Consider the following 14,140-nt stretch of genomic DNA (forward strand, 5'->3'; position numbering starts at 1 on the left):
GTATAGCCTTAAAAAGTTTGTATAATATTTTTCACGGAGGTTTTGATATGTCAGATAACAACAGCATTTTTGAGCCTGCAATAGACAAGAAGGTCGAGATCTCTTACGACAGCCTGCCGAACTCCTCTTTTGAGGACGTAAACCTCGGCGGAGCAAAGTTCTCGAACGTAAATCTTAAGGAAGCCGTTTTCGATGACGTTAATATGGACGAGACACATTTCAACAACGTCAGCATGAAAGAAAGCGACTTTGCAGATATGTATATGGTAAACACAAAGTTCTTGGGCGTAAATCTCAGCAACTCGAGATTTGGCTGCTCTATCATGAACAATGTTGAGTTTAAAAATCCTGATCTTAAGAACTCACAGTTCATTCACTGTGACCTTACAAACGTTGAGATAAACGATTGCAAGATAGACGGTCTGAAGATCAACGGTGTGGATATCCAGAAGCTGCTTGAACAGCACGAAAAGGAAATGTGATCCGCACTTATTGAAATGTATTGGGGCAGGATGATCCTTTGGGGTCATTTTGCCCATACATTTTTTATATTTGATAACTTGAAATAAACATAAAGGACGGTTTTAAAATGGCAGGAAAAATGTGGGCAGGAAGATTTACAAAGGAAGTTGACGAAAGAGTCAATGATTTCAATTCATCTATTTCCTTTGACGCAAGAATGTACCGCTATGATATAGAGGGTTCTATGGCGCACGCCACAATGCTGGGCGAGTGCGGTATAATCGAAAAGCACGAAAGCAAAAAAATAGTCCAGGGACTTAAGGGTATTCTTGCGGATATCGACGAGGGCAAATTACAGTTCGACCCTACTGCAGAGGACGTTCATATGTTTGTTGAGGCGGAGCTTACAAAAAGGCTCGGCGACACAGGCAAGAGGCTTCATACGGCAAGATCAAGAAACGATCAGGTGGCTCTTGACGTGAGAATGATACTCAGAGCCGAAACGAAAGAGATAATCGAGCTTGTGAAAAAGCTTGAACACACTATCCTTGACATTGCAGAGAAAAATCTCACAACTGTTATGCCGGGATATACTCATCTTCAGAGGGCACAGCCTATCACATTTGCTCACCACCTTATGGCGTATGCAAATATGCTTCTGAGAGATATTTCAAGGCTTGAGGACAGCTACAAGAGAACGAACATCATGCCTTTGGGAAGCGGTGCTCTTGCATCTACAACTTACCCTATAAACAGACAGAGAGTTTGCGACCTGCTTGGCTTTGACGAGATAACACAGAACTCACTTGACGGCGTTTCGGACAGAGATTTCTGCATCGAGCTTTGCTCAGCTATCTCACTGCTTATGATGCACCTTTCAAGATTTTCTGAGGAGATAATACTTTGGTGCTCATGGGAGTTCAAATTCATCGAGCTTGACGACGCTTATGCAACAGGCTCGTCTATCATGCCGCAGAAGAAAAATCCTGACGTTACTGAGCTTATAAGAGGAAAGACAGGAAGAGTTTACGGCGACCTTAACACACTGCTCGTAATGATGAAGGGTCTGCCGCTTGCATACAACAAGGATATGCAGGAGGACAAGGAAGCTATTTTTGACGCTATCGACACTGTTAAGCTTTGTCTTAAAACGTTCGACCCGATGCTCGCCACAATGAGAGTTATCCCTGAGAACATGAGAAACGCCGCAGCCAAGGGCTTTATAAACGCTACTGACTGTGCTGACTATCTTGTTAAAAAGGGTATGCCTTTCAGGGACGCTTACAAGATAACAGGCACTCTCGTTCACACCTGCATTGAAAAGGGCTGTACACTTGAAACTCTCCCATTGGAGGAGTACAAGAAGCTCACTGACAACTTCGATGAGGACGTTTATGACGCTATCAGCCTTGAAACCTGCGTAATGCAGAGAAAAGCGGCAGGCGGTCCTGCGCCTGAATCTGTAAAAGCTCAGATAGAATATGTCAGAAATAAGCTTTGATAAACGCCGCTCCCCTGTTAAGGCGGCACTGCTATATCTTGTGCTGTGGGAGCTTGCGACAGTTATAATGTGGCTTTTTACGGCTAAGCTTTTTGTGTTATATCCGCTGTTTGCGGTGGGATTTACGGTGGTGTACCCTGTGTGTACATGGTGGGCTTGCTACCGACACGCTAAGAACTACGGCTTGAAATGGTATGTTGCGCCTGTGATGATAGCGGTTTCGGTGATAGAATATATCTTCGTGGAGGAAGCAAGGTCGGTAGTGCCGAACTTTATCGTACTCACTGTGTTGACCGCAGGCTTTGCCGCAGGTCTTGGAAACTGCTTTGCGGATAAGGACGCAATAAATGCCGCAAAGGAAGATAAAAAGCGTAAAAAGCTGAAAAAAGAACCTGAATACAAGAACATTTTGGACGATAATTAAAAGTATGCGGACGGCTAAAGAGCTGTCAGCCAAACGGGCGAACACTGTTCGCCCCTACAAAAGTTTGCGTTTGCATGAGCATACAGATTATTGACAGACAAAATCATAAAGTTTTATAGAAGGATATGAAGAAAAATGAAAACAAGAGTTTTTATTGACGGAAAAGAAGGAACAACGGGACTTCAGATATATGAGCGTTTTCAGAACAGAAATGACGTTGAGATAATGCTCATTGACGAGGAAAAGCGCAAGGACGTGAACGAGAGAGCAAAGATGATAAACTCATCTGATATAACCTTTCTCTGCCTGCCTGACGCAGCGGCAATAGAGGCGGCTTCACTTTGCACAAACCCTGACGTTAGGATAATCGACGCTTCTACCGCCCACAGAACAAACCCTGCTTGGGATTACGGCTTCCCTGAGCTTTCTGAAAAGCATAGAGAGAATATCCGCAATTCAAAAAGAGTTGCAAACCCAGGCTGTTATGCAAGCGGCTTTATAAGCCTTGTTTATCCTCTCGTAAAGGCAGGAGTGCTTCCTGAGTATTATCCTGTTACCTGCCATGCAGTTTCAGGCTACAGCGGCGGCGGAAAGAAAATGATAGCCGCTATGGAGAGCGAAAATAAAACAAAGGAAATGTATTCTCCACGTCAGTATGCACTTGGGCAGAAGCACAAGCATATCCCTGAAATGCAGGCGGTGTGCGGACTTAAATATAAGCCTATGTTCAATCCGATAGTGGACGACTATTATAATGGCATGGTTGTTTCTGTGCCGTTGGTGACAAGATGTTTGACAAAGAAGTATACACCTGAGAATATTCACGAAATAATGGCGGAGCATTATGTTGGTCAGCATTTCGTTAAGGTAATGGAGCTTGGGGGAACGGAAACACTCCCTGACGGATTTATCGCAGCGAATACATTGGCAGGAACGAATAATATGCAGATATTCGTCTGCGGAAATGAAGATCAGATCTTGCTTATGTCGAGATTTGATAACCTTGGAAAAGGCGCAAGCGGCGCAGCAATACAGAATATGAATATAATGTTGGGTATAAACGAAGCAACAGGTCTGGAATAACAAAAATAACCCACCGACAAAAGTGCAAAAATAAGCGGGCGAACGCTGTTCGCCCCTACAGAAATAATTAATAGAAAAAATCTGTCCTGATCTAATTAGTGTGAAAATTTTGTAAGGAGTTTTGAATATGAAAGAGATATCAAAGAAAAATTTCGACGGCTATAAGTATGTAGACGGCGGCGTATGTGCTGCAAAGGGCTTTAAGGCTAACGGTCTTTATTGCGGCATAAAGGAAAACCCTACAAAAAAGCCTGACCTCTGCCTTGTGGAGTCTGACGTTATGTGTTCAGCCGCCGGCGTTTTTACTCAGAATAAGGTCAAGGGTGCCCCTGTTACTGTTTCTCAGAAAAATCTTGCTAAAACAGGCGGCAAGGCTAAGGGCTTTATCCTCAACTCCAAAAACGCTAACACCTGCAACGCTGACGGCGAGGAAAAGGCTTACAAAATGTGCGAGATGACTGCCGAGAAAATGGGCGTTAAGCCTGAGGAAATTCTTATCGCTCAGACAGGCGTTATCGGTCAGATACTCCCTCTTGAACCTATCGAGGAAAAGATAGACGAGCTTTATGAGGGACTTTCCTATGAGGGCAACGAAAAAGCCGCTATTGCTATCATGACTACTGATACAGTGAAAAAGGAAGTGGCTGTTGAATTTGAACTGGACGGCAAGACCTGCCACGTTGGCGGCATGGGCAAGGGCAGCGGTATGATACACCCTAACATGGCGACTACGCTAAATGTTATCACTACAGACTGCGCTGTATCCTCCGAAATGCTCAAAAAGGCTCTTACTGATATCGTCAAGATAACATATAACTGTCTGTCAGTTGACGGTGACCAGTCAACGAATGATACCTGTGCTGTTATGGCTAACGGACTTGCAGGAAACCCTGAGATAACAGCCGAGGGTGAGAGCTACGAGGTGTTCAAAAAAGCTCTTTATATTGTTATGATGAACATTACTAAAATGCTCGCAAAGGACGGTGAGGGTGCAACTAAGCTCCTTGAATGTACTGTTACCGGTGCAAAAGACCTTGACACCGCTATAATCGTTGCAAAGAGCGTTATATGCTCGCCGCTTTTCAAGTGCGCAATGTTCGGTGCTGACGCTAACTGGGGCAGGATACTCTGTGCTGTTGGATACGCTGAAGCTGATTTTGACATAAACAAGGTGGACGTTTCACTGTCATCAAAGGCAGGAGAGATACACGTTTGCCACAACGGCGCAGGCATAGAGTTCTCTGAGGAAGTTGCTAAGACCGTTCTTCTTGAGGACGAGATCACAATAAGCGTTTCTATCGGCGACGGCAGCGGCACTGCCACTGCATGGGGCTGTGACCTTACATATGATTATGTTAAGATAAACGGCGATTACAGAAGCTAAGACATAAAATCAGTATAGGAAAGAAGAATGAGAAATGGACATAAGCAATAAAATCAGAAGTCAGATACTTATTGACGCTCTGCCACACATTCAGAAATACCACGACAAGATAGTCGTTGTGAAATACGGCGGCAACGCTATGACAAACGCTGAGCTTAAAGAAGCTGTTATGAGCGATATTGTGCTTCTCAGCGAGGTAGGCATAAAGGTAGTTCTTGTTCATGGCGGAGGTCCTGAGATAAATGCAATGCTCAAAAGAGTCGGCATTGAAAGCAAGTTCATAAACGGTCTGAGATACACTGACGCTGAAACTATAGATATCGTTAAAATGGTGCTTTGCGGCAAGGTAAACAAGGAGCTTGTTTGCGCTTTGCAGCTTCATGGCGGAAAGGCTCTCGGTCTTTGCGGCTGTGACGGTCAGATGATACTTGCGCAGAAGCTTGACAGCGAGGTAGACCTTGGTTTTGTGGGCGACATCAAAAAGGTAACAACAAAGCCTATAGTTGACGCACTGAACAACGGTTATGTTCCTATAATCTCCACAGTTGGCGTTGGCGAGGACGGACAGTCTTACAATATCAATGCTGACACTGCGGCGGCTAGGATAGCCTCTTGCTTGAGAGCGGAAAAACTTATTCTTATGACGGATATAGTTGGTCTGCTGGAGGACAAGGACGATGATTCCACACTTATCCCACAGGTAAACGTCAGCGATGTACCTTATCTCAAAAAGAAAGGCATCATAAGCGGTGGAATGATACCAAAGATAGACTGCTGTGTTGAAGCCGTAAGACGTGGCGTTAAAAAGACCACTATCATTGACGGCAGAGTACCGCACTCGATACTTATCGAGCTGCTCTCTAACGAGGGTATCGGTACACAGTTTATATAAAATATCAATACATATTGAAAAGAGTGATAAAAATGAACACCATAGAACAGTTCAACGAACACGTTATGCAGACCTATGGCAGAATAGGTCTTGTTATGGAAAGCGGTCATGGTCAGACGGCTGTTGGCGAGGACGGAAAAGAGTATATCGACTTCGGCTCCGGTATCGGCACAAACAGCCTTGGCTACTGCGACGAGGATTGGGTGAACGCTATCTGCGAGCAAGCACACAAGATACAGCACACCTCAAACTACTATTACACAAAGGTACAGGCTGACTTTGCAAAAAGACTTTGCGAGGCAACAGGCTATGAGAAAATGTTCTTCGGCAACTCGGGCGCAGAGGCTAACGAGTGCGCTATCAAGCTTGCAAGAAAATACAGCTTTGACAAATACGGCAAAGACGCTGAGAGAAATATCATCATCACCCTTGTAAACAGCTTCCACGGCAGAACACTTTGCACCCTTTCCGCAACAGGTCAGGAGGTTTTCCACAACTACTTCTTCCCGTTCGTTGGTGGATTTGAGAATGTTATCGCTAATGATATTGACGATCTTATGGACAAGCTCAACAAGCTTGACAACAAGGTCTGCGCTGTAATGTTCGAGTTTGTTCAGGGCGAGGGCGGAGTTATACCTCTTCAGCAGAGCTTTGTGAACACTATCATGCTTGAATGTGCAAAGAGGGATATCCTCACTATCGCAGACGAGGTACAGACAGGCGTTGGCAGAACTGGCAAGCTCCTCACATCTGAGATTTACAACGTAAAGCCTGACATAACAACACTTGCAAAGGGTCTTGCAGGCGGTGTTCCAATAGGCGTGTGCCTTGCTAACAAGAAGTGCAGTGAGGTACTTGGCAAGGGTACACACGGCTCAACATTCGGCGGAAATCCTATTTCCTGCGCAGGCGGAAACGCAGTTCTTGACAAGGTGACAAAGCCTGAATTTCTTGAAGAAGTTCGCAAAAAGGGCGAATATTTCAGAGAAAAGCTTGTCCAGATAGACGAAGTTGAAGGCGTTGACGGACTTGGTCTTATGATAGGCGTAAGGCTCAAAACCAAGAAAGCCGCTGATGTGCTCAACAAGTGCTTTGAAAACGGACTTCTTATTCTCACAGCAAAGGACAAGCTGAGATTTTTGCCACCGCTGAATATCTCATATGAGCAGATAGACAAGGGACTTGCTATTCTGAAAAAAGTTCTTGATGAGAAATAACAAAGTGTGTAGGTGCGAACAGCGTTCGCCCGTTTGATACGCAATACCAAATAAAAATCAAATTACGGAGGAAATATTATGAAACATTTACTTAAAATGCTCGACCTTTCCAAGGAGGAAATTCTCGACATTCTCAATCTTGCAGACCAGCTCAAATACGAAAACAAAAACGGTATCGAGCATCACATTCTTAAAGGCAAAACTCTCGGAATGATATTCCAGAAGTCCTCCACCCGTACAAGAGTTTCTTTTGAAACAGGTATGTATCAGCTTGGCGGTCAGGCACTTTTCCTTTCAAACCGTGACCTCCAGATAGGCAGAGGCGAGCCTGTTCAGGACACAGCCCGTGTTCTTTCACGTTACCTTGACGGCATCATGATCCGTACTTTTGAACAGAAAGAGGTTGAGGATCTTGCTAAATATGGCTCTATCCCTGTAATAAACGGTCTGACAGACTTCTGCCACCCTTGTCAGGTGCTTGCTGACCTTATGACCATCAGAGAGTTCAAAGGACGTTTCGAGGGTCTGAAAATGTGCTACATAGGCGACGGCAACAACATGGCAAACTCGCTTATCGTTGGTGGACTTAAAGTAGGCATGGAAGTTTCTATCGCTTGCCCTAAGGATTATCAGCCTGCTGCTGAGGTCCTTGAATTTGCCAAGAGCTACGGCGACAAGTTCTCAATGACAGACGTTCCTCTTGAGGCTGCAAAGGACGCTGACGTACTTTTCACAGACGTTTGGACTTCAATGGGCGAGGAAGCTGAGACTGAGAAGAGAAAGATCGCATTCAAGGGCTATCAGATAAATGACGATATCATGGCTGTTGCAAAGGCTGACGCAATGGTTCAGCACTGTCTGCCTGCTCACCGTGAGGAGGAGATAACCGAAAAGGTATTCGAGGCTCACGCAAATGAGATATTCGAGGAAGCTGAAAACAGACTTCATGCACAGAAAGCCGTTATGGTCAAGGTAATGGGTCCGCAGGAATAATTCGCATATGACAAAAGCCGTCCACGCTGGTGGGCGGCTTTTTTGTGTTGAACACATCAAAAAGGTCTTTGATGTGACGGGATAAAAAGATCCGCAGTCCTCAAAGAACTGCGGTCATAGTTAAATAACATTTTCATTTACGATATGGTAGCTTTGCAGAATTTCTGGGTCAAACTGAATGAGTGAGATCATTCTGCGTGCAGGACCGATAGGCTGGTTCGTACCTGTTTCCCACGCCTCAACAGTTTTTGTCGAAACTCCGATCACCGCGGCAAATACCGCCTGCGTAAATCCCAGCTTTTTTCGGATCGCTTTTATATCTTCAGCAGATATATCAGGCAAAGGCTCTATTCTAAGAGTTGTTTTTTAGCAGAAATTTTACCTTTTTCGTAGTCAACTGCCTCGTTAAGTCCAGTAATTATGCTGTCAAACACATTCATATTAAAGCTGGTCTCCTTCGTATTTATTATTGAAGTTGTAATATACTTTCTCATTTGGAAGCACCGCCTTAATCGGATAAACTGACATCCCAAAAGAATCTGTAAAAATAACATCTTCTCCAATATGTTTTTCAAGAAACTCATCAGAAAAATCAGCTATTAAACCAATGCTGATAGCTCCATTCCTTGTAAAATTCAATCCTTCAATTTGTATACTCTTTTCAATCAAAGAACAATCTGAAGTGTGAAAAAAACTCAACAACATTTTTTGAATATCTCGTTCGATTTGAATCTGATTATCAAGATAATATCTGATTGCTTCTTCTTGTTCAAATGAAATTACAGCATCTTTTTGATTTGAGTATATACATAGATACAGGTCAAAAGTTTTATCCCATAATGTAATGATAAAGCTCTTCTTTGTGTACCAATCTGTTTTTTTAATCAAAGTTCCTAATACAGGATGCTCAATTGTAGTTGGTTTATTTTTTTCTTTGTCTTTCCAAAAAAACATAATCTCGCCTTTAAAATTTGTATTGCTTAGCCCATTACTACCTCAACATTTACTGTTGCACCATTTTCAGCTACAGGGAGAACATTGCCCTCTACTGCCTTGCCGTCAACAGTTACGCTCTTTACGCCCTTGCAAACGTGGTCAGGGTTCTTAACAGTGATGTTGTATGTTGCACCTCTGTACTGACGTGTTGCTGTCATGCCGTCCCACTCGTGAGGGATAGATGGATCTATCTTCAAGCCGTCAAAGTCAGCCTGTACTCCGAGAATGTACTGTGAGATAGCTACCATGTTCCATGCGGCTGTACCTGTGAGCCAGCTGTTCTTGCCCTCGCCAAATCTGCTTGCGTCCTTACCAGCTATCATCTGACCGTATACATAAGGCTCTGTCTTATGAAGATCAGATATCTCCTCGTTGAATGCAGGAGCTATCTTGCTGTAATACTCGAACGCCTTGTCGCCTCTGCCTGCATATGCTTCTGCGCAGATTATCCAAGCATTGTTGTGTGTGAAGATACCGGCGTTCTCCTTATATCCGCCCGGATATGTGGATATCTCACCATACTGGATATAATACTTTGAGTATGCAGGGTTGTTAAGAACAAGACCATACTTTGTATTGAGGTACTTGTCGATAGAATCAAGTGTCTTGATGTCAGCGCCCTCGTCCTTGCCTATTTCAGACATAACTGCGAAGCCCTGTGGCTCGATGAATATCTTGCCCTCTTCACATTCCTTAGAACCCATTTTTGCGCCTGTGGAATCGTAAGCTCTCAGGAACCAGTCGCCATCAAATGCAGATTCCATAACGTTCTTCTTCATCTTGTCTATCTCAGCCTGTGCTGCGGCAGCTTCATCGTCCTTGCCAAGGTGCTTGAGGATAGACACATAGTTAGGGCCTGTGTATGTAAAGAGTGTTGCCACCATTACAGACTCAGCTACCTTTGAGTAGCCGCCCTCGGCTGCAAACTTAGGATTTGTATAAGTCTGGAAACTCTCGCCCGGAGTGTCAGAATAGCATGAAAGGTTGATACAATCGTTCCAGTCAGCTCTCATTGCAAGTGGCAGACCGTGAGGGCCGAGGTTATTTACAACGTGATAGAATGATACCTTAAGGTGATCGAGCATTGGCTTAGCCTTTGACTCGTCATTATCATAAGGAACCATTTCGTCAAGGATAGACCAGTCGCCAGTTTCCTTGATGTATGCTGAAACTGAAAGGATCATCCACAGCGGATCGTCTGAGAAGTCGCCGCCGATATCGGAGTTGCCCTTCTTTGTAAGAGGCTGATACTGATGATAGCAGCCGCCGTCAGGAAGCTGTGTAGAAGCGATGTCGATGATACGCTGTCTTGCACGGTCCGGTATCTGATGAACGAAGCCGAGGATATCCTGATTGGAATCTCTGAAGCCCATTCCTCTGCCGATACCGCTCTCGAAATATGATGCGGAACGTGAAAGGTTGAATGTTACCATACACTGATACTGGTTCCAGATATTTACCATTCTGTTTACCTTGTCATCAGGTGTGTCAACATTGATAACGCTGAGAAGTCTGTCCCAAGTTGCCTTGAGTTCTTCAAGACCTGCGGCTACCTTTTCAGGAGTGTTATACTGCTCGATCATTGCGAGAGCCTTTTCCTTATTGATAGTAACGCCGTCAGCCTCGAACTTCTTGTCAACAGGCATTTCAACATAGCCGAGGATAAATACAAGAGTCTTTGACTCGCCCGGAGCAAGTGTTATCTTCTTATAGTGTGAAGCGATAGGTGACCAGCCGTCTGCAAATGAGTTGTTAGCCTTGCCTGCTTCAACAGCCTGTGGGTTATGGAAGCCATTATAAAGACCGATAAATGAATCTCTGTCTGTATCATAGCCGTCTATCTCGTCATTTACTGTATAGAATGCAAAGTGATCTCTTCTGTCTCTGTATTCTGTCTTGTGATAGATAGTTGAACCTACTACCTCAACACGTCCTGTGCTGAAGTTTCTCTGGAAGTTTGTGCAGTCGTCCTGAGCGTCCCAAAGACACCACTCTGCAAATGAGAAGAATGAGAATGTTTTTTCTTCATTGCTCTCGTTTGTGAGAACTACCTGCTGAACTTCGCCGTTATAGTTCTGAGGAACAAAGAATGTAGCCTCAGCCTTAAGTCCGTTCTTCTTACCTGTGATGATAGTATAGCCCATACCATGACGGCACTCATAAGAGTCAAGCTCTGTCTTTACCGGTGACCAGCCCGGATTCCAGATAGTTTCGCCGTCTTTGATATAGAAATATCTTCCGCCCATGTCGATAGGCACGTTGTTGTAACGATAACGAGTTATTCTTCTCAGTCTTGCGTCCTTATAGAAGGAATAGCCTCCTGCTGTGTTGGAGATAAGTGAGAAGAACTCCTGTGTGCCAAGATAGTTTATCCATGGATATGGCGTTCTTGGATTGCTGATGACATATTCCTTTTTCACGTCATCAAAATGACCAAATTTCATCAATAATTTCCACCTTTCGTATTTTATCTATTGTTAATTAATTTCTTAATTATAACCCATACAAATGCGTATATCAACGGGTGACCTCAGTTCACCCCTGCTGCATTTTCTATTATTCAGTAAAGAATCTCTGCCAGCACTTGAATGTGTGACCCTTTGTTATCTCCTCATATCCGCTCACTTCCTTAGGCAGGCTGAGATTAGGAGAGTTTATCATAGCTGTCATTGGTTCAGGGCAGAAATATCCTTTATTGCCCTTATCGTTCCACATATTCCAGAACTTAAATTCTTTTGACACCTCGTTGCAGACCTTATGACCATTGTCAGTATCCACAACATAAGAGCCATAGAATTCCTTGCCGTCAAGCTTGTTCATGCCTGCGGTGTACATATCGTTTGAGATATTGTGCAGGGTAGGCATTTTTGTACCCTCTTTATATTCAAGGTCTTTCTTTTTAAGAGGCAAAAGCTTTTCTGTTGGCAGACATCTCTTGTCAAGCTCGCACTTTTCGATTATCGGCACGCACATTCTCATTGATTCCTCCCTGCCACCGTCGCACATTGGCGCATTAAGGCAGGTATGAGTACATATGGAAACAGGCAGAGCCTTGTCGCTGTTGTTTGTCAGGTATATTTCCTGCAAAAGACCGTTTTCAGAAAGCGTAAACGTATAGGATATTTTAAAATCCACCGGAAAATAAGAATACATCTCGTCATTCTTGTCAAAGTTATAAGAAGTAACAAGCACAGCTTTTTTATCCTGTGTTGAATAACACTCTATTTCGTGTTCTCTCTTATGCACCCAGCCATGGATAAAATTATCAAGCTTTTTCTCATTTACAGGCATTTGATACACTGCGTCAGAAGTCTTTATAACGCCCTTATCAAAGCGGTTAGGCAAGAAAAGAGTAGGCAGTCCCCATATCTCTCTCGCCTTATTTATAGTCTTGAGAGTGCAGTCATCACGATATCTGAACACCTCGATGCCGTTTTCCTCGTCACGAAGCCTCAGCACAGCAGCACCAAGTTTTGGTGCGATAACGCAGGAATACTTTCCCGACTGCATTCTGACACATTCCGTATCTTTAAACATGAATTTAAGGTCTATATTATTCAAAAAAGTAACGCCCCCATAGTGCAAAGCGATGATCTGCTCCCGCCTTACCATACATTTTTACTTAAACGATTAACATACAATTATTATAACATAGCCCGTCGCTTTTGTCTAGTACAAAACGCAGATTTTTATATAGAATTTTCGATGTGTTTTTTAGTAGTTTTTTACCAAACGTTCAATGAATAATCCAAAAAAATATGACAATACTACAATCAACAGCCCGCTGACAGACGGACTGCTCTATATCTTAAACAATCAAAGGAGGAGTTCTCATGATAGATAGGATCGCACTGCTGCTTCTCATAATAGGCGGCATAAACTGGGGGCTTGTGGGCATTTTCCAGTTCGACCTTGTGGCATTTCTTTTCGGAGGCGCTGCAGCGATACTAAGCAGGATCATCTACGTTTTGGTAGCTATTTCGGCTATCTGGTGCATTTCACTGTTTTTCAAAGACAACAGACTTGTCACCGAGCAGTAGTCCCCTGCAGGTCATGACGGCAGGAGAGGGAGCTTGTTTCAGAGGGCAGCATTTTATCACGGGTTTGCCTGCTGCATATTCTAAAATCGGCTCTCTTTCCTGCTGTCATGACCTTATTTTTTTGCTTTAAACATTAAAATTTGAACATCACAGACGCTAAAAATGGATAAGATATTTTACTTTTTTAAGTCGATTTAAGTTCAGACCTCACGCAGATGTCATTGTTAGCATAATGTCAACGAAATATTTGTGCAAAATCCCGAATTTTCAGAAAATTAACAAGTTCTTTGCAACTTTTTCTTGACTATCGCTACAAAAGAGGTTATAATTTAATTGATGTTAAGGATATTGAACATAATTTGTTTGATTTAACATCCGTTTTGTTGTCTCCTTTCTTTTGTTCTACACATAGTTTTTTTATTTTATTTTCTGCTGAGCACCGTTGCTCAGCATTTTTTTTGCCCATTTTATGCACACGTTGAAAAATTCATATTTTAGGGTTATAATGTTACTTTATGGACTAATAAAACAATATGTCAGTTCTTACCTGTCAAAACGTTTTCGTCGTGAGAGAAAGGAGTAAATAGAATATGAGATATCTTATAGTTGTTGATATGCAGAATGATTTTGTCACGGGCAGTCTTGGTTCAAAAATGGCAGAAATGATCGTTCCTGCTGTGTGTGAAAAAATACGCAGTTACAAGGCTCAGGGCAGCACTGTATTCATGACCCTTGACACGCATTTCAAGGATTATCTTGAAACGCCTGAGGGAAAAAAGCTCCCTGTGGCGCATTGCATAAAAGGCACAGAGGGTTGGCAGCCTGCGGCTCAGGTAGCTGAGGCTATCGGTGGAAGCGCAGAGGTCTATGAAAAAAGCACATTCGGCTCGGCTGAGCTTGCACAGCACCTTGCTGAAATAACAAAGGCAGGGGACGAGATAGAGCTTTGCGGACTTTGCACAGACATTTGCGTGGTATCGAATGCCCTGCTCATAAAGGCTTTTTGTCCTGAATGTGAGGTCATAGTTGACGCAAACGCCTGTGCAGGAGTAACGGAAAAAAGCCACAAGGCGGCACTTGTTACAATGGCGTCATGTCAGTGCAGGATAGATAATTTTTGATTTGAGGGGGAACTCCGCTTCGGCGGA

Annotated in this window: 14 protein-coding genes; 10 read left to right on the forward strand and 4 right to left on the reverse strand. The window is 43.5% G+C overall.

Going from position 1 to position 14,140, the window contains the following annotated elements:
• The first annotated feature begins 47 nt into the window (after positions 1–47).
• The 8 genes from DWW81_RS02480 (at position 48) to argF (ending at position 7,956) form a co-directional block, all read left to right on the forward strand.
• Positions 48–482 carry a pentapeptide repeat-containing protein gene (locus DWW81_RS02480; RefSeq protein WP_117876987.1) on the forward strand — a complete coding sequence of 145 codons (435 nt, stop codon included), beginning with the start codon at positions 48–50 and terminating at the stop codon, positions 480–482.
• Between the two features lie 107 nt (positions 483–589).
• On the forward strand, positions 590–1,963 hold the full coding sequence (gene argH, locus DWW81_RS02485; RefSeq protein WP_117897194.1) for an argininosuccinate lyase: 1,374 nt from the start codon (positions 590–592) through the stop codon (positions 1,961–1,963).
• The gene (locus DWW81_RS02490) at positions 1,944–2,387 is read left to right on the forward strand and encodes a hypothetical protein (RefSeq protein WP_117897193.1); all 444 of its coding nucleotides are present in this window, start codon (positions 1,944–1,946) and stop codon (positions 2,385–2,387) included. The genes argH and DWW81_RS02490 overlap by 20 nt, the downstream gene beginning before the upstream one ends.
• A 135-nt stretch (positions 2,388–2,522) precedes the next feature.
• Positions 2,523–3,470: an N-acetyl-gamma-glutamyl-phosphate reductase gene (gene argC, locus DWW81_RS02495; protein ID WP_117897192.1), complete on the forward strand. Its 948-nt coding sequence runs from the start codon at positions 2,523–2,525 to the stop codon at positions 3,468–3,470.
• Positions 3,471–3,597: 127 nt separating this feature from the next.
• Positions 3,598–4,854 (forward strand): bifunctional glutamate N-acetyltransferase/amino-acid acetyltransferase ArgJ, encoded by a 1,257-nt coding sequence (gene argJ / locus DWW81_RS02500; RefSeq protein WP_117897191.1) that lies wholly within the window; start codon positions 3,598–3,600, stop codon positions 4,852–4,854.
• Between the two features lie 34 nt (positions 4,855–4,888).
• Positions 4,889–5,746 carry an acetylglutamate kinase gene (gene argB / locus DWW81_RS02505; protein ID WP_022288154.1) on the forward strand — a complete coding sequence of 286 codons (858 nt, stop codon included), beginning with the start codon at positions 4,889–4,891 and terminating at the stop codon, positions 5,744–5,746.
• 32 nt (positions 5,747–5,778) lie between these two features.
• Positions 5,779–6,963 carry an aspartate aminotransferase family protein gene (locus DWW81_RS02510; protein WP_117897190.1) on the forward strand — a complete coding sequence of 395 codons (1,185 nt, stop codon included), beginning with the start codon at positions 5,779–5,781 and terminating at the stop codon, positions 6,961–6,963.
• Between the two features lie 78 nt (positions 6,964–7,041).
• A complete protein-coding gene (gene argF / locus DWW81_RS02515; RefSeq protein ID WP_117897189.1) occupies positions 7,042–7,956 on the forward strand; it encodes an ornithine carbamoyltransferase in 915 nt (304 codons plus the stop codon).
• Positions 7,957–8,076: 120 nt separating this feature from the next.
• Here argF and DWW81_RS02520 read toward each other — a convergent pair whose 3' ends face one another.
• The 4 genes from DWW81_RS02520 to DWW81_RS02535 form a co-directional block, all read right to left on the reverse strand.
• On the reverse strand, positions 8,077–8,298 hold the full coding sequence (locus DWW81_RS02520) for a helix-turn-helix domain-containing protein (RefSeq protein ID WP_242843639.1): 222 nt from the start codon (positions 8,296–8,298) through the stop codon (positions 8,077–8,079).
• Positions 8,299–8,397: 99 nt separating this feature from the next.
• A complete protein-coding gene (locus DWW81_RS02525) occupies positions 8,398–8,910 on the reverse strand; it encodes a hypothetical protein (protein WP_117897188.1) in 513 nt (170 codons plus the stop codon).
• A 26-nt stretch (positions 8,911–8,936) separates the two neighbouring features.
• The gene (locus DWW81_RS02530) at positions 8,937–11,396 is read right to left on the reverse strand and encodes a glycosyl transferase (protein ID WP_117897187.1); all 2,460 of its coding nucleotides are present in this window, start codon (positions 11,394–11,396) and stop codon (positions 8,937–8,939) included.
• A gap of 112 nt (positions 11,397–11,508) precedes the next feature.
• On the reverse strand, positions 11,509–12,513 hold the full coding sequence (locus tag DWW81_RS02535) for an aldose 1-epimerase (RefSeq protein WP_117897186.1): 1,005 nt from the start codon (positions 12,511–12,513) through the stop codon (positions 11,509–11,511).
• 272 nt (positions 12,514–12,785) lie between these two features.
• Between DWW81_RS02535 and DWW81_RS02540 the strand changes: the two genes are divergently transcribed.
• Positions 12,786–12,992 (forward strand): DUF378 domain-containing protein, encoded by a 207-nt coding sequence (locus tag DWW81_RS02540; protein WP_022288161.1) that lies wholly within the window; start codon positions 12,786–12,788, stop codon positions 12,990–12,992.
• A 590-nt stretch (positions 12,993–13,582) separates the two neighbouring features.
• On the forward strand, positions 13,583–14,113 hold the full coding sequence (locus DWW81_RS02545; RefSeq protein ID WP_117897185.1) for an isochorismatase family cysteine hydrolase: 531 nt from the start codon (positions 13,583–13,585) through the stop codon (positions 14,111–14,113).
• The last annotated feature ends 27 nt before the right edge of the window (positions 14,114–14,140 follow it).

Source organism: Ruminococcus sp. AF17-1AC, from assembly GCF_003461385.1.
Taxonomy (GTDB): Bacteria; Bacillota; Clostridia; order Oscillospirales; family Ruminococcaceae; genus Hominimerdicola; species Hominimerdicola aceti.

Coding starts and splice junctions, on each gene's coding strand:
- DWW81_RS02480 (WP_117876987.1), top strand. CDS start 48: ATGTCAGATAACAACAGCATTTTTGAGCCTGCAATAGACAAGAAGGTC.
- argH (WP_117897194.1), top strand. CDS start 590: ATGGCAGGAAAAATGTGGGCAGGAAGATTTACAAAGGAAGTTGACGAA.
- DWW81_RS02490 (WP_117897193.1), top strand. CDS start 1,944: ATGTCAGAAATAAGCTTTGATAAACGCCGCTCCCCTGTTAAGGCGGCA.
- argC (WP_117897192.1), top strand. CDS start 2,523: ATGAAAACAAGAGTTTTTATTGACGGAAAAGAAGGAACAACGGGACTT.
- argJ (WP_117897191.1), top strand. CDS start 3,598: ATGAAAGAGATATCAAAGAAAAATTTCGACGGCTATAAGTATGTAGAC.
- argB (WP_022288154.1), top strand. CDS start 4,889: ATGGACATAAGCAATAAAATCAGAAGTCAGATACTTATTGACGCTCTG.
- DWW81_RS02510 (WP_117897190.1), top strand. CDS start 5,779: ATGAACACCATAGAACAGTTCAACGAACACGTTATGCAGACCTATGGC.
- argF (WP_117897189.1), top strand. CDS start 7,042: ATGAAACATTTACTTAAAATGCTCGACCTTTCCAAGGAGGAAATTCTC.
- DWW81_RS02525 (WP_117897188.1), bottom strand. CDS start 8,910: ATGTTTTTTTGGAAAGACAAAGAAAAAAATAAACCAACTACAATTGAG.
- DWW81_RS02530 (WP_117897187.1), bottom strand. CDS start 11,396: ATGAAATTTGGTCATTTTGATGACGTGAAAAAGGAATATGTCATCAGC.
- DWW81_RS02540 (WP_022288161.1), top strand. CDS start 12,786: ATGATAGATAGGATCGCACTGCTGCTTCTCATAATAGGCGGCATAAAC.
- DWW81_RS02545 (WP_117897185.1), top strand. CDS start 13,583: ATGAGATATCTTATAGTTGTTGATATGCAGAATGATTTTGTCACGGGC.